Below are 16,754 nucleotides of genomic sequence, written 5' to 3'. Positions count from 1 at the left end.
AATACGAAACTCGGTCAATTTAACAAAACGTAAGGAAAGAAAATCATGGCAAGAACGAAGAAGGAAGAGGTTAAGGTCCCTTCCACAATGAAGGAAATCAAGGACACGCTGTGGAAGTCGGCTGATAAACTGCGCGGTTCCATGGATGCGTCCCAGTACAAGGATGTAGTGCTGGGCTTGGTGTTCTTGAAGTATGTCTCGGACTCGTTCGAGGAACGCCAGAAGGAGATCCGTGCTGAACTCGAGGCACAGAATTACCCAGAGGATGTGATCCAGGAAGATCTCGCAGACGTTGACGCCTACACGAGTGAAAACGTTTTCTGGGTGGCGCCGGAAGCCCGTTGGGAATTTCTCCAAAAGAATTCCAAGGGCGCGGAAATTGAGGGCAAACACAAGTCCATCGGCAAATTGATCGATGAAGCGATGCAGCAGCTCATGGCTGATAACGAGTCGTTGTTGGGCACGCTTCCCCAGATTTATGGCCGTGACAATATTGACCAGCGTCGTCTCGGAGAGCTGGTAGATCTATTCAGCTCTACGTACTTCGCTAGCACCAAAGAGAAGAAGGCTCGTGACCTGCTCGGTGAGGTGTACGAGTATTTCTTGGATAAGTTTGCCAAGGCGGAAGGCAAGCGGGGCGGCGAGTTCTATACCCCACAGCCAGTGGTTCGGACCTTGGTGGAAATCCTAGAGCCAACTGAAGGGCGTGTTTATGACCCGTGTTGCGGATCAGGTGGCATGTTTGTCCAAGCCGAGAAGTTCTTGGAGGCCACCAAGCGGGATCGCAGTGCGATTGCGGTATATGGCCAGGAGCTAAACGAACGTACCTGGCGTATGGCCAAGATGAACCTTGCAATTCACGCTATTAGCGCTGCTGGTCTTGGCGAGCGCTGGGGCGACACTTTCGCCCGCGATATTCATGCAGGCACTCAAATGGATTACATCCTTGCGAACCCACCTTTCAACATCAAGGATTGGATCCGCAACGAGGAAGATACCCGCTGGAAGTACGGCGTACCCCCAGCTAAAAACGCGAACTTTGGTTGGATGCAGCACATCGTGTCCAAGCTAAAACCACACGGTGAAGCTGGTGTGGTGATGGCGAATGGGACTATGACTTCGCAAGCCAGTGGTGAGGGCGAGATTCGCAAGAACATGATCGAGGACGATGTAGTTTCTTGCGTGATTGCGTTGCCGGCGCAGCTGTTCCGCGGTACGGGCATCCCGGTGTGCGTATGGTTCTTCGCGAAGGATAAGTCAGCAGGTCAATGCGGCAAGGTAGACCGCCGCGGTGAGGTGCTGCTGATCGACGCCCGTCAGCTCGGCCACATGATTGATCGGACGGAACGCGCGTTCAGCGATGAGGATATCCATCGAATCGCCAACACGTTCCGAACCTGGCGCGGACGCGCATCCGCTGAAGGCGAATATGAAGATGTGGCTGGCTTCTGTAAGTCTGCAACCATTGAGGAGATCCGTGAGGCAGGCTACGCCCTGACCCCTGGCCGCTACGTTGGCATGCCGGAAGTCGAAGAAGACGGTGAACCGATTGACGAGAAGATTGCGCGGCTCACGGCTGAACTCACCGCAGCTTTGGACGAATCTGCTCGTTTGGATGCCGTTGTGCGTGAAAATCTAGGGAGTTTGAAGTGAGCTGGGAAACAAGGCGAATTGGGGATGTTGCAAAAGTCGAACATGGTTTTGCATTTAAGAGTCAGTTCTTTTCAGACAGCCCGACTAAATATCATCTTGTAACACCGGGCAATTTCATTCTTGGTGGGGGGTTCAACACCACGAAATGTAAGTACTATGAAGGGCCTTTTGTAGATGGACATGTGCTTCAAGCTGGTGATTTAATCGTCACAATGACGGACTTGAGCAGGAATACGGATGCACTTGGTGGCCCAGCTTTAGTTCCGCAATCGAAGTGCGGAGAAGTGTTTCTGCATAATCAACGAATTGGAAAGTTGTTGATTAACAAGGAAGAGATTAACCCAAGGTTTTTATACTATTCCATGTGTTTGGAGAGTACTAGGTCTCAGGTGGTTGCAACGGCAACCGGAACCACAGTAAAACATACATCGCCAAAAAGAATAGAAGCTGTGGAAATCGAATGTCCAAGGCTTGACACGCAGGGAAGAATTGCCGAAGTCCTGGGTGCATTTGATGACAAAATCGCGGCGAACCAGAGAGTCCTTCAAATTTCCAATGAACTTTTGAGAGTCAATTACTTAGACCTCATGGAAGGACCTCTGACCAATTTTTCTGATATCGCTGTTGAAATTAGGGAAAAGGCAGAACCTCAGCAAGTTGATGAGCAGACAGTTCAGGTTTCACTCGAGCACTTCGAGTCTAAGTCAATTTGGCTAGAGCGCTGGGGAACTGCAAGAGATGTCGAATCAACGAAGTCTCAATTCCAAAAAGGGGACCTTCTCTTCGGGAAATTGCGACCTTATTTTCACAAAGTGTCTGTTGCAGTTACCGATGGGATTTGTTCAACGGATGTCCTTGTTATTCGGGCAAAAGATCCATCGAATCAAATGCTTGTTTCTTTGGCAGGAAACTCGGATTCCGTCGTGGATCGTGCAGTGATGAATTCGAACGGCACACGAATGCCTCGTGCCAAGTGGACAGACATTGCTGATTGTGTGGTTCCTGATCCAAGTGCACCCAAAGTCCAAATCTTCTGCGAAGGCAGTTTGACGGTGTTTCATCGAGCCCAAGCTGCAATTGCCGAGAACCAAACTCTCGCCCGCACTCGGGATGAACTTCTGCCTTTGCTGATGAATGGCAAGATCACCGTAGCGGAAGCGAAAGATGAGGTTGAAGCTTTGGGCGTCGATAAGCACGCGGAGGGAGCAGGCGATGTTTAACGAAGACATGCTGGAGCAGTTGACTCTGGACAAGCTCGGTGAAGAGTGGGCCTACCGGTCAGGCAAGGACGTCGCGCCGGGTTCGGGCGAACGGCAGAGTTGGAAAGAGATTGTCCTACGGGGCACTCTCGAGAAAGCTGTTCGCGAACTCAATCCTGGGGTTCCCGAGGAATTCCTGCAGCAAGCCATCGGTGAATTGCTGACCCCGAAGTCTCAAGATTCGGTGGCGGAAAACCTCCGGGTGCATGAGATCCTGGTGGAGGGATACCGGGGCATCACCTATTTGGATTTGGACGGACAACCTCAAAATCCCACGATCTATTTCATTTCTGCGGATGCGGAAAAGAACGTCTACCACGCAGTCAACCAGGTCACTATCCGAAATGTTCAGTACGAGCGTCGCTTTGACGTGGTCTGCTATATCAACGGTTTGCCGGTAGCGATTATTGAGCTCAAGAAGCCTGCCGGGAGATCGTCTGCTGAGGAAGCCTTCAACCAACTACAGACCTACGTCCACGAGTTCCCGATGGCATTCAGGTTTGCCAACATCATTGTGGCTAGCGACGGCATTGATGCTCGATACGGCACTCCTTTCACGCCGTTTAATCACATGGCTCCATGGAATGTCGATGACAACGGAAAGCCGATTCCACCGGATGTTGTCGATGAGGAAGGGAATGCTCAGCTTGCGCTCGAAAATCTCATTTGGGGCGTATGCAGGACTAGCACGTTTCTCGAGCTCATGCGCGAATTCACTGCGTTCGATGACACCGAATCAGGCCTATTCATGCGAGTGGCCAAGCCGCACCAATATTTTGCCGTGAGGAAGGCGGTCGAAAGTACTATTCAGGCCGTTGACAAAGATGGCCGTGCCGGTGTCGTCTGGCATACCCAGGGTTCTGGCAAGTCCATGGAAATGGAAATGTACACCGCAAAGGTCATGCGAGCACCGGAGCTCGAAAGCCCGACAATTATCGTGATCAACGACCGTACGGAGCTCGATGGTCAGTTGTTTGGAACATTTCTTTCCTCGACCTTGCTGCCGGAAAAGCCACAGCAGGTGGAGTCCCGATCGGAACTGCGTTCCGCACTAGCAGCTAGAACTTCGGGTGGTATCTACTTCACTACCTTGCAAAAGTTTGGGCTGACTAAAGATGAAAAGGACGCGGGTGATTCTCATCCTGTGCTTTCTGAGCGTCGGAACATCATTGTGATCGCTGATGAAGCTCATCGCTCCCATTACGGATTTGGCGACATCAATGGTGATGGATACGCTGCACACCTGCGCAGCGCGCTACCTAACGCCACGATGATCGCATTCACAGGTACGCCCATTGCCGAGTACGATCGCGATACTCGTCGGGTATTCGGTGATGAAATTGACGTTTATGACTTGAAGCGTGCAGTCGATGATGGTGCAACGGTTCCTGTGTACTTTGAGCCACGTCTTGTTCCTCTGGCTCGCGTTCAAGGGATCACTGACGAGTACATTGATGACGCGGCCGAAGAAGCGATGCAGGGCCTTAGTGAAGCGGAACGCATTCAGATTCAGCGCACGACGGCCGCGCTCGATGCGCTTTACGGTGCCGAGGATCGCCTAGATACGTTGGTCGATGATCTACTGCTTCGTTGGGATGATCGCCGCGATGTAATGCAGGAATTCATCGGGTGCCCGGGCAAAGCGATGATCGTAACCTCGACCAGAAACATTGCGGCTCGCATTTACGAAAAGATCATCGAACGTCGGCCCGACTGGCACAGCGATGCTGATGACAAGGGCAAAATCAAGGTGGTTTACACAGCTAATCCATCTGATTCGCCCGAAATCAAGAAGCATATGCGCCGCCCAAGCGCTATCAAGGCAGTCAAGGAGCGAGTAAAGAATCCAGACGATGAGTTGGAGATCATCATCGTCAAAGACATGATGCTCACCGGCTTCGACGCTCCCCCGCTCCACACGCTATTCCTGGATCGCTCATTGCGCGGTGCGCTGCTCATGCAGACCTTGGCTCGAGTAAACCGTACTTTCCGTGGCAAACCAGATGGCCTGCTCATCGCCTATGCGCCTCTAACTGAAAACCTGCAGGCTGCCCTGGAGGAGTTCACTGTTTCCTCAGAGGACGCTGGTCAAAAGGTCATTGGACAGCACGCATCTGAAACGCTCGACATTGCTCGAGGCTTTTTGGTACAAATCAACGCATTGGTTTCGGTGGACTGGCGTCCATTAGTGGACACCGATGACATCCGAGGGGCGATCTCAAAGGTTGTTGGATTCTTGCGGTCGCCACGCACCCCGGGAAACGTCGATCCAGAAGATGCATTGGCGCGACCAGTGGCGAAACGATTCCGTGAGCTGACCTCGGCATTGGCACGTTCTTGGGCAGTGGCGGTATCTGCTGACGGCGCGGATGCAATTCGACCTGAAGTGAAGTTCTATCTAGAAGTCCGCCAGTGGTTGATCAAGATGGAGGCTGCGGATCGAGCTAGCCGCGGTGAGACTATCTCTGAGGATGCAAAGCGTGTCTTGGGGCAGCTGGTCGTTGATTCTGCAGAGAGCATGTCGGTCATCGACATCTATGGCGAGATTGGTCAGGATATTCCGAACCTGCAGCAACTTGCAGCGGAGGGATTGAATACTGGGGCGATCAAGTCCGATATTGAGATCGCCATCGAATCCTTGCGAGCCAAGCTGCAGCAAGGAATCCGTGACGCTACTGGCAACAACGAAGTGCGCAGCATCCTATTTTCGGAGCGAATCCGAGACATCATGACTAGATACACCAACCAGCAGTTGACTTCTGCGCAGGTAATCGCCGAGCTGATCGCCCTATCCAAGGACGTCGTAGAAGAATCCCGCCGAGGTGAGAAGTTCACACCCGCATTGTCGAACGATGAGCTGACCTTCTTTGACGTGGTGTCGAAAAATGAATCTGCGGTGAATGTTTTGGGAGATGACGTACTTGCGGACATTGCCCGTGAACTTGTTGCGACAATGCGCCGAGACACCCGTACAGACTGGACGGTGCGAGAAGACGTGAAGGCGAAGTTACGTCGCACAATCAAGTTGCTACTGCGCAAATATGGATACCCGCCTGACCAGCAGAAGGAAGCCACGCAGTTGGTTTACGAACAAATGGAGAAGTTCGCTCCGAGGTTTGCGAGTGGGGAGGATAAATAATGGGAAAAGCACCGGAAACCAAGTCTTTTACGCTCTATCGCTTAGTGGGAGACCAAAAACTCAGATCATTCATTCAAGACAAGTACTTCAAACAAGGGACAATGGACTCCCATATATTTGTAATTGAAGGCAGGACAGGACTTTTCGTCAAAGGGGCAATTAAGACTGATGAAGCCAAATGGGTAAAATCGGCCAAGAGGTTGACTGGTGTGGAATTTACCCAAGGAAATGTGACTTCTGTTGGTTTGATAATTATTCCTTCTGGTAGGGAAGGTATCTACTGGGCGTTGTCATTCGGAATGGGTTTTCAGCTTTTGGATAAAACCTATGTCGACTATGGTTTTGGACAACGAATTGCTATCCGAACTGTCGATCCTGCAGTGCTCAAATCGGTGTCAAAAACTACAATCGATCAAAGGGCAAAGACCGAGCGCGCTTCAATTCCATCTGGGGAGAGCGTCTTTGGTTTTGATGTAGGTGGATACGGTGAAGTGGTAACGCGCATCAAGGGAGCAGCTCAAATTCCTGAATTGACTGTAGGGCAAAAGACAGTACAAGTCAGGGGATCCGATTCGTTATCCATTCGGTTGGGTACTGATAAAAGTGCGTTGATCGCCGATTTGGACGTACTTGAAAGCATTCTTGAGCGAGATCCGGTTCCGGAACTTGCGGAAATTGATCAGCTTGCAAAGATCAAAGACAAAGAGCTAATCGAAATTCTCGACAATGAATTGGTTGTCGAAATTGAAAATGGGGGCGGAAAATTCGGTCTTTTTTGGCCCGATGACCGGATCGAAAATAATGATTCGCCGTCAGCATGGAAAGTTTTGGGCGCAAACAAACCGGGATTGAGGGAGGGGGACCCAGAGCTTGAAGATATCATTGAAATTCTTCAGGGTTACTCGCCAGATCAGAGAATTAAGCGAATGAAAACCGCAAAGATTCAACTCTTTGATAATGAAAATGGAGACAATGCGATTAGCTCTGCGGTTCCAATCCGGCGTTGGCTGACTTTCGAGTATCAATACAAGGGAAAGCGATATTGTTTGCATAATGGCGATTGGTTCGAAATGTCCAGTCGATATGCTGAAAAGCTTCAGCACCGCACGGAACGTTTGTTTCAAAATAGATTTGAAATCGATTTTCCGATTTGGAAAATTGGAGAACCAGAAAAGGACTATAACCTAAGGCTGGCGCAACAAGTTGGCGGAGTTTGTCTGGATAGAGACCTCATTCGCACGGATGCGCATCCAAGAGGAATTGAGCCAGCAGACGTAGTGCTTGATGGCAACACGCTAATCCACGTGAAACAATTCGACAGCTCGAGTCCTGCAAGTCACTTGATCGCGCAAGCACTCGTTTCCGAGGAAGCAATTTATGATGACGAAAATGCCTGGAACAAATTGAAAGAAAAGCTGCTTGCTCAGGGAGTATCTCCCGAAATGCTTGCTGAAAAACCCGAGAATGTTGTGCTTGCGATTGCTCGGACGGATCGCCAGATAGCCGCAGATGACCTCTTTTCTTTCACTCAAGTGACATTGAACGATTGCGTCAAAAGGCTTCAGGGTCGGGGGCGGAAAGTATATATTGTCCCAATTCAAAGGGGAGAATAGAAATGATCGGGCTCCAGGATCGTTCCCTGCGCAGAAAAGATACACAATCGAATCAATTCTGTATCTTGGAGCCTGGTCGACTGATTCAAGGCTTGCTGGAGCCTGGAAGAAGTGAAAATCAAGCAGCGCTAGACCCAATTGCCGATGAAGTTGCCTGCATGGCCAACACACCTGGCGGTGGCGCGCTCATTGTCGGTATTGAAGACAAAACGGGGCGGATCATCGGCACTGAGCTGGATATCGATTGGCTGCGACAGGGCATTTACAGCCGAATTGATGTCGCGCCCGATATCGTCGAAAAGCGCGTGCAAGGGCAGCGAGTGTTGGCAATCTTCGTGGCTGCCGCGGCGGAACCCGTTGAAGACACCGGAAACAGACTGCGTTGGCGCGTCGGTGACTCGTGCAAGCCGGTCGATCGCTCGCAGTGGTGGGAGTATCAGCGCGCCCAAGCAGGATTTGATCCCATGGCGCAGGTAAGCGCAGCCACCATTAAGGACGTTCGTCCCGGTGCTGTGGCATTGGCGCGGAATCGGGACCCTGCTTTCGCCGAGCTTACCGACGAAGAACTGCTGCGTGGCATCGGTGCTCTCGACGCGCAGGGATTTCTTTCTATGGCAGGAAAGCTACTGTTCACCTCAGCGGGACGTGCCGTCATCGAGCTCAGCATCTTCGACGTCTATGGCGGAAAAGTGCTGAACCGAGTAGTGCCGGAACCAGAGAAAACCTGTCTTGAACAGCTTGAACTCATCGGGCAAGCGCTCGGTGTGGTGAACAAAAACAACACAGTCGTGGAAGGATTCGTCCACAAACCGGTTCCCGAAATTCCACGCAGCGCAGTGCGCGAAGCGATGCTCAACGCCATGATCCACCGAGATTGGAACCGCAGCGAAGCTATCGATGTGCGCTGGATCGAACTGGACAGCACATTGATTGTCCGCAGTCCAGGCGGCTTTCCCAAGGCAATAACAGTGGACAATGTGTTGAGTAATCGTGCCGCCAGGTATCCGGCACTGGCTGACCTTTATCGGGCAATCGGGCTCGTCGATAAGCAAGGCGTTGGTGTAGATCGCATGTACCAATCCATGATCGCCTTGGGACACAGGCCACCGACAATTGAAGAAGTTGTTGGTCCCTTCGTGGAAACCACGTTGGTGGGCGGTCGGCCAGTGCTTCCCGTGCTTGAGCTGATGTCAGGGATAGTCCCGGAGGCTCGTCAGGAGGACTACCGCATTGCGATCGTCCTGTATTTGCTGTTCCAGCGACCATTTGTGACGGTTGATACGGTGGCCCGCGGCCTCCAGGCGGGCCACGAATCGGCGCACAACGCGCTCGAAGCAGCACGACAAACGACAGTTGCTGGAGTTCCTCTGATTACTCCGCACGCTGGGGTGTGGTTGCTTGGCGAATCGTGCCGGGACATTTTGCGCAAAGCTGAACCTACGCCATTCTCCCCAGCTCGTTACCTTTCAACGGAACAGGTTGAGCTCGAGAATTCGGCAATGCTGTGGCTGCGCGAGGTTGGTGATCTCGCAACCAGCGACCTCATGGCCCTGAATGGAATATCCCGCGGCACGGCCAAGGCCGGCATCGATGTGATGGCCGAAGCCGGAGTAGTCATCCCCATCGGCAACGGCCGATCCCGCCGCTACCGTTTGGTGGAATAGCACCCCGCTAATCCACCAAAGTTTCCCCAATACTCCAATTCATTGTTAGATTAGGCCCCCTCTAATCTAACAATCCGCAGGTCGCGCACCACCATAAAGGCTTGGAAGATGTCACACCCAGGGGCGGATCAAGCACCGCGACCCCAAAAGGTCATCGGTTATACTGCTACCAATCTGAAAAGATATACATTTTCAATAGGTGGTGTTAGTGAAAACCCGCTTTTTCGCGTTGCCCATGGCGGTTGCGCTGCTCGTTGGTGTCGGGCTCCTCGCACTGAGTTTGGGGCCGATCACGATTCCGGTGTCCGAGTTGGCAGGCAACCCAGTGGTCACAAACATTCGGATGCCCCGAATTCTCATCGCGGGACTGGTGGGCGCAGCTTTAGCTACATCGGGCGCTCTCATGCAGACCATCTTCCACAATCCCCTGGCCGATCCCGGGATCATCGGTGTTTCGTCGGGCGCAGCGCTCGGTGCAGTGCTCACAATCGTCAGTGGTGTCAGTTTCCTCGGCCTTTGGACGCTCCCCGCGGGCGCATTCATCGGAGCGCTGGCTACCGTCCTCGTGGTGTACCTCATCGCAAGCACGAGAAATTCAGCAGACCCTGCGACGTTGGTCCTGGTAGGCATGGCGATCACCTCATTTATCGGGGCGATCATCTCCGCGACCATTGCCAATTCGCCCCAGGACTCCGACCTGCGTAGCGTCATCTTTTGGCTCAACGGCGATCTGGTGGCCCGAACCTGGTCGCATGTCAACGTGGCAACGGTGCCCATCGTAGCTGGGCTCATTGTCACCTGGCTGCTCTCCCGAGACCTCAATCTCCTGCTCTTGGGCGGTGCCACCGCACAAACAAGTGGCCTCAACATCAAACGCCTGCGCATCGCTAGCCTCGCATTGGCTGCCGTCATGACCGCCACCGCCGTCGCCGTCAGTGGTGCGATCTCCTTCGTCGGTTTGGTGGTCCCCCACCTCATCCGCATCACCCTGGGCCCCGACCACCGCTACCTCCTGCCACTTGCAGGATTGCTGGGCGCCACCTTTGTTATCGGGGCCGACATCGTGGCCCGCCTGCTGTTTCAGCCGATCGCCCTGCAAACGGGAACGGTAGTGGCCTTTATCGGCTCGCCAGTGTTCCTCTACCTGCTGCTTCGCACGAGGAAAACGAGGAAGGGTTTGGGGCTATGAAAGTCGCTAACCTCAGCGTTTCTTATGACAAACCAGTGCTCGACAACGTCAGTTTCGATGCGCCACTTGGGAGCGTTACTGCACTCGTGGGGCCCAATGGTGCCGGAAAATCCACGCTACTGAGCGCTGTAGCCGGTCTCGTCCCCGCCACCGGCACAGTCGTCCATGAGCAACGCAATCTGGATACCCTGAAACCTAAAGAGCGTGCCAAGCTTATTTCTTTCGTGCCACAAGATACCGCAATGAGCATTGGTTTCAGTGCTGTAGACGTCGTGAAGCAAGGGCGGTATCCGCATCGCGGACGCTGGGAAGCAGAACGCCCGCACGACCGCGCGATCGCGCAGGAAGCGCTGGAGAAAGTGGGTGCTCAGCACCTTGCAGACCAGGCAGTTAACGAGCTTTCCGGCGGTCAGCGTCAACTCGTCCACATCGCGCGTGCGGTGGCACAGGACACTCCGGTGATGCTTCTCGACGAGCCAGTCTCCGCACTCGATCTGAAACACCAAGTCGCGGTCCTGGAATTGCTGAAAGACCTAAGCCAGGAAGGCAAAGCGATCGTCGTCGTACTGCATGACCTCAACTTGGTATCCCGCTGGTGCGATCGCGCCGTGCTGCTGCACCGCGGACAAATAGTAGCCGAGGGCTCCACAGAATCCGTTCTGACCAAGGAATATCTGGAGCCAACCTACCAACTGCCACTAGCTATCGAGCATCACCCGGCAAGCAACTCCAGGCTCATCACCCCTAAGCCCGTGAAAGGATCAGCATGACATTCACCATAGTTGCCTGGGGATTCCACGGGCCGGCGAATCTCACCATTCAAAAGGCGATGAAGGAGCTTGAAGGACACGGCATTGGTATCAAGCACATCCCGCTTGACCAGCCACTTACCAACTGCGATGCCGTCTGGGTCCAGGGCTGCCATCGCCCCGACAAGGCGATGGCCGTCATTCGAGAAGCCGGAGAAACGCCACTCTTCGTGGTCCCACCCAATGCGCAAGTTCTGACGAAGAAGTGTGCGTACACCGAAGGCGTCGAAAAGCGCATTGCTGACGCACTTCGCACCTGCACACCAGCACGACTCGTGCACGCAGCACTGTTGTGCGCTGGTGAAGACCCCGACGAGTGCCCTGATGACGTTCCACGAGGTCGCTACGATGTGCCCGAACCGTCAGAAGCTATCGGCACGGTCGGCGTGGTGGCGTCGGGGCTGCACGTTGCTGCCGGCGACCACCAGTACATTGAGGCGGTTGCCGCAGCGTTGACGCGCCAGAATATCCGTCCCCTCGTGTGGCTCGGGGCACCTACGGAGTGCACAGAAACGGTGGACGTGTGGCTGAACCTGAATGGGTTCACGTTGACCGGAAATCATGGGGCGCCGCAGTTGGAGCAAGGCACCCAGCTGGCCGCAAAGAACGATACGCAACTGCTCACCCCGGTTCCGTTGCAGCGAGGCACGTTGGCGGAGTGGCAGGATCCAGCGACGACGGGGTTGTGGCCGACGGCAGTCAGCATGAACATCGCGATCCCGGAGCTTGAGGGTGCAACGGTGCCGTGGGTGTTCACCGGACGAAATGCCAGCACTGAACTGCTAGAACCCGTCGCGGAGAATGTCGACCGGCTCGCACAGCGCATCCGCCGGATCGTGGAACTACGGCGCACGGATGTGAAGGACCGCAAAATCTCCCTCACGATTTTTGGCCACGATGGGGACGGAACCGTAGGAACGGCCGCACACCTCGATGTCTTTGAATCCCTGCTTCAGTTCCTTCGCGACCTCGCACGGCGCGGCTACACCGTCACCGTCCCGGGCTCCAAGGATGAGCTTATCGACGCCATCGTCGGCGCAGGTGGTGGCGGACAGCGTTCGGCAAGCAGTGAACTCGGCAGACTGTCTGCGCCTGAGTACAAGCGCCTTCTTGGCGCTCATACCGAGCGCATTGAGCGCCCGTGGAAGAAGACTCCCGGAGAGGTGGACACGGATGGTCGCGACCTGATCATTCGAGGTGCCCAATTCGGCAACGTGATTGTCGGTATCCAGCCACAGTTCGGTGACGTCTCGGATCCCGCCGAGTTGCTCTACCGCGACGATGCCACCCCATCGCATTCTTTTGCTGCCTATTACCTCTGGTTAGAGCATGTTTTTGGCCATCACGCCATGATCCATTTCGGCACGCACGGCGCTCTCGAATTCATGCCTGGTCGCCAAACCGGCCTCGCGCTTGCGGACTGGCCACTCCTCCTCACGGGCTCGGTTCCTCACAGCTACCTGTATGTGATGGCCAATCCCGGTGAAGGAACGATTGCCAAGCGCCGAGCTGCCGCGGGCTTGGTTTCCTATCTCACGCCACCGCTTGCGGACGCGGATCTCTACGGCAATCTCGAAACCCTGTCAGAAGCCCTGAACTCCAACTCCGCAGATGTGCCAGAGCTTGCCGAGAAATGTGGTTTCGAGCCGGACCTTTCCCCAGAGGAATTGCGCCGAGAGCTCGAGCGAATTCGGCGCTCCCCGATTGCCATGGGCCTGCACGTTCTGGGCCGGCCGATGGCTGCTGACCAAACCGCGCGGTCGTTGGAACTTGCCGAAACCTACGGCCACAGCCCCGAAGTGCTAGCGGAACTGGACCAAAACCTGCAGGTCAATGAGGAAATTGCGGCGCTGGAACATGCGCTCACCGGGTATACCCACCCGGTTCCTGGTGGCGATCCAGCTCGTCGACCCGACGCGCTGCCGACCGGACGCAATGTCCACGGCGTGGATCCAGCCACGGTTCCAACCCCTACTGCGTGGGAACGAGGTCGCGCGACGGCGGAGCAGGTCATCGCGAAGCATCAGGAAGAGACTGGGGAATTCCCGGAGTCGATCGCCATGGTGCTGTGGGGTATCGACAACATCAAAACCCAAGGTGAGGGCATCGCACAGGCTTTTGCTCTCATTGGCGCAAAACCAGTAACCGGCCCGCGGGGCCGTGTCGATTCCTATGAAATCCTGTCCCTAGAGGAGCTGGGTCGCCCGCGAGTGGACGTGGTGTGCACCCTGTCTGGGGTGTGTCGTGATGTCATGCCGAACCCCATTGCGCTGCTCGATGAGGCCATCCGGGAGATTGCCTCCCTGGAGGAACCGCTAGCTTACAACCCGATCAAGCGGCACGCCTCCGAATCAGCCGAGGAATTGGATATCCCAATCGTGGAGGCCGCCGTACGTATCTTTTCCGCCGCGCCGGGCAACTACGGCACCGGTGTTAACAAGCTCATTCAGGCCGCGAGCTGGGATGATGAACAAGAATTGGCGGACATGTACCTGCACCGGATGGGACACGCCTGGGGCACCAGCAACGGAACAAAAGCGCATGCGGTGCTTCGACGAACACTGGAAAAGGTCGACGTCACCTTCCAGAACGTAGACTCCGCAGAAACGTCCCTGGCTGGGGTGGACCACTATTTCGAGTTCCTGGGAGGCGTGACCAAGGCCGTCGAAAAGCTCCGTGGCGCTGCACCGGCGGCGTACGTCTCGCATGCCTGGCACGCGAACCCCGGAGTGGAGACACTTCAGGATGCGATGCGGCTGGAGTCTCGGACGCGGATACTCAATCCGAAGTGGGTGCAGGCCCAGTTGGAGCATGGGTATTGCGGTGTGGCGCAGGTGCGCACTCGCCTGGAGAACACCTTTGGCATGCAGGCCACCACCGGTGTGGTCGATGGTTGGGTGTTCGATCAGGCTGCGGAGCTCCTGCTTTTTGACGAACAAACGCGCCAGCAAATGGAGCAGGAAAACCCGGCCGCGGTGAATTCGATGACCACTCGCCTGCTTGAGGCTCACGACCGTGGTCTGTGGGATGCGTCCGATTCTCACGTGGAGCAGTTGGAAGAGCTCGCTGAACACCTGGACAACGTTTTGGAAGGAATCTAGATGTACCCGTTTACCTCGATTGTTGGACAGGACGAACTCAAGCTGTCGCTCCTGCTGTGCGCAGTGGATCCGCTCATTGGCGGTGTCTTGGCGCTGGGCGACCGTGGCACTGGCAAGACGACGACCGTGCGTGCGCTCGGGGAATTGCTCTCGGATCCGGTCGTAGATTGCCCTCTCGGCGTCACGGAGGATCGTTTGATCGGGTCGATGGACATCGATCACGCCCTCGCCACCGGTGAAACGCGCCTGCGGCCCGGGCTGCTTGCCGACGCCCACGGCGGATTCCTCTACATCGATGAGATCAACCTGCTTGATGATCACCTCGTGGATGTGTTGCTCGACGTTGCAGCTAGTGGCGTGAACATCGTCGAACGCGACGGAATTTCCCACACGCACCCAGCCCGATTCGTACTGGTTGGCTCGGGAAACCCCGAGGAAGGTGATCTTCGGCCACAACTGCAGGATCGCTTTGGTCTGGCCACCTGGGTCCACACTATGACCGACCCTGCGGTGCGCCTAGACATCGTCCGCAGGCGCCTTGCCTTTGATGCTGATCCTGCCTCGTTCTCGGCGGCCGCGTCGAAAGCCCAGGCGCAACTCAAACAGCAGATTGACCATGCTCGTACCCTGCTGCCGACTTTGCAGATTTCAGATGAACTGCTGGAACACATCATTACGCTGTGCGCTACTGCGGGAACCGTCGGCCACCGGGGTGAGTTGGTGCTCACTCGCGCCGCAACCGCCCATGCCGCATTGCGAGGATCCACTGACGTCATCGAAGCAGATGTCCTTGCAGTTGCACGCCTTGCGCTCCGTCACCGCATGGCCACCGAAGCTTTCGAAACGCCCGCTGACGTAGAAGAACGCCTAGGGAGCGTCCTTGGTTAACCACCTCTACCTCCAGGCTTGGGCGCGCTGTCCGGACGTCGGCTTTGCGGTCACCGGCGACCCTGCGCTTGTCGACGCCCTGTGGCCCAGCCTCCTCGCTCAGGCCGGGCCGCACACTCGCTTGTCTCCGAGCATGGAGCTTGCTCGACTAAGTGAAGCTTCGGAAACAGCCATTTTGGCCAATGCTGAGGCTTTTGCCCCCGAAATGGCCGCAGCTATTACAGCGCGGCGAGTTCTGGTCCGCGCAAACAGCTTCGGTCAATTGCCTTTGGCTCTCCAAGACAAATCTCCGCTTGTGCTGGAACTTGCTGCCGACTCCTCGCCGGCCTTGATCAGGGATTTGATGTCTCCGGCTGCAGTTCCAACTAGGGCCGAAGCCTGCTCGGGGGAAGCACCTTTGACGGCCATCGTCGACATGCTGACCGCGAGCGGGCTCGCTGGTGCACGCTTGGACATCCCTGCATGTCGCTTTGCACAAAGCTTGGCAGAACTTGGTGCCGATGAGGACGTAATCCTCCAGGCAGTGTTTGAGCTGGTGGTTGCCCCGCGTACCGAGCTCAGCGACCCGCCTCCCCCACCTCCGCGGGACGAGCCTCAGCCTTCTGACAATGAACCTGAGGAATCTGACGAGGACAAAGATCCGGAATCCCCTGATCAACCGACACAGGAGCCGGACGAATCGGAGGCGACACCTCCTCCTATCCCCCGTTCTCGGCGCGCCTCGAAGAATCGGTGGCCGGGGCGCGGTGGTGCCTCGGAATCCTCGTTCACACGCGGGCGGATGCGCCGGGTGTTCAACTGGAAACCTGCGACTCCCCTAGCCCTCATCCCAACGCTCGCGGCTGCGGCTCCGTGGCAGCCGATTCGTCGGACTTCTCAACACGAAAAGATTGTGTTGACCAGGGATGACCTGCGCACAGTCGATCGAGTTTCCCGCGGTGGTGGGTTAGCGATCATCGTCGTTGACGCCTCCGGATCCATGGGCGTAGGTGCAATTCGAACGGCAAAAGCCATCGCCTTGGGAATTCTCAACCAGGGCTATCGCAACCGAGATCGCGTCGCAATCGTTGTTGCTCGTGGCCGACAAGCCTATGTCGGGCTTCCACCGACCAAGAGCGTGAGTCGTGCCCGCGACTGCATCAAGGGACTGCCGACAGGCGGTGGCACCCCTTTGGCCTCTGGCTTATTGCTTGCTGCTCGGATCGCTCATCGTTTTCCGCCCGAACGGGTTCGAACGATCATTCTCAGCGACGGAGCCGCCAACGTTGGCCTGAAAGCTACGGGCAAGGAACCAGCCCGCGCCGATGCGCGCCAGGCATTCTGCCAGCTTCAGACGGTCAGTGATGTGCATGTCATGCCACTTGGATTGGGCAGAACAGCTCGGCGAAGAGGCGACCCTATGGCGTGGCTCACTGCGCCTAACAACCGACAATGAACAA

At 55.6% G+C, this 16,754-nt stretch carries 10 protein-coding genes; all 10 read left to right on the top strand.

What is annotated here, in order from left to right; genetic code table 11:
* Positions 1-45: 45 nt before the first annotated feature.
* The 10 genes from WG939_RS06545 (at position 46) to WG939_RS06500 (ending at position 16,750) form a co-directional block, all read left to right on the top strand.
* Complete coding sequence (locus tag WG939_RS06545; RefSeq protein ID WP_339983916.1) at positions 46-1,653, top strand: class I SAM-dependent DNA methyltransferase; 1,608 nt, start codon at positions 46-48, stop codon at positions 1,651-1,653.
* A complete protein-coding gene (locus tag WG939_RS06540; protein WP_339983914.1) occupies positions 1,650-2,873 on the top strand; it encodes a restriction endonuclease subunit S in 1,224 nt (407 codons plus the stop codon). Before WG939_RS06545 ends, WG939_RS06540 begins: the two co-directional genes overlap by 4 nt.
* Positions 2,866-6,051, top strand: a complete 3,186-nt coding sequence (locus WG939_RS06535; RefSeq protein WP_339983912.1) for a type I restriction endonuclease subunit R — start codon at positions 2,866-2,868, stop codon at positions 6,049-6,051. The genes WG939_RS06540 and WG939_RS06535 overlap by 8 nt, the downstream gene beginning before the upstream one ends.
* Positions 6,051-7,664 carry a DUF6119 family protein gene (locus WG939_RS06530; RefSeq protein WP_339983909.1) on the top strand — a complete coding sequence of 538 codons (1,614 nt, stop codon included), beginning with the start codon at positions 6,051-6,053 and terminating at the stop codon, positions 7,662-7,664. Before WG939_RS06535 ends, WG939_RS06530 begins: the two co-directional genes overlap by 1 nt.
* Positions 7,665-7,666: 2 nt before the next feature.
* Complete coding sequence (locus WG939_RS06525) at positions 7,667-9,328, top strand: DUF5635 domain-containing protein (RefSeq protein WP_339983907.1); 1,662 nt, start codon at positions 7,667-7,669, stop codon at positions 9,326-9,328.
* Between the two features lie 235 nt (positions 9,329-9,563).
* Positions 9,564-10,517: a FecCD family ABC transporter permease gene (locus WG939_RS06520; RefSeq protein WP_445227888.1), complete on the top strand. Its 954-nt coding sequence runs from the start codon at positions 9,564-9,566 to the stop codon at positions 10,515-10,517.
* A complete protein-coding gene (locus tag WG939_RS06515; protein ID WP_339983903.1) occupies positions 10,514-11,287 on the top strand; it encodes an ABC transporter ATP-binding protein in 774 nt (257 codons plus the stop codon). Before WG939_RS06520 ends, WG939_RS06515 begins: the two co-directional genes overlap by 4 nt.
* Positions 11,284-14,427: a cobaltochelatase subunit CobN gene (locus tag WG939_RS06510; protein WP_339983901.1), complete on the top strand. Its 3,144-nt coding sequence runs from the start codon at positions 11,284-11,286 to the stop codon at positions 14,425-14,427. The genes WG939_RS06515 and WG939_RS06510 overlap by 4 nt, the downstream gene beginning before the upstream one ends.
* Positions 14,428-15,315, top strand: coding sequence for an ATP-binding protein (locus WG939_RS06505; RefSeq protein ID WP_339983899.1), 888 nt, complete (start codon positions 14,428-14,430; stop codon positions 15,313-15,315). It abuts the gene before it with no gap.
* Positions 15,308-16,750: a VWA domain-containing protein gene (locus WG939_RS06500; RefSeq protein ID WP_339983897.1), complete on the top strand. Its 1,443-nt coding sequence runs from the start codon at positions 15,308-15,310 to the stop codon at positions 16,748-16,750. The genes WG939_RS06505 and WG939_RS06500 overlap by 8 nt, the downstream gene beginning before the upstream one ends.
* Positions 16,751-16,754: the final 4 nt, after the last annotated feature.

The organism is Corynebacterium sp. H130 (genome assembly GCF_037572395.1).
GTDB lineage: Bacteria > Actinomycetota > Actinomycetes > Mycobacteriales > Mycobacteriaceae > Corynebacterium.
Note: the sequence above shows the minus strand (reverse complement) of the source record. Positions and strands in the feature narration are given on the sequence as shown.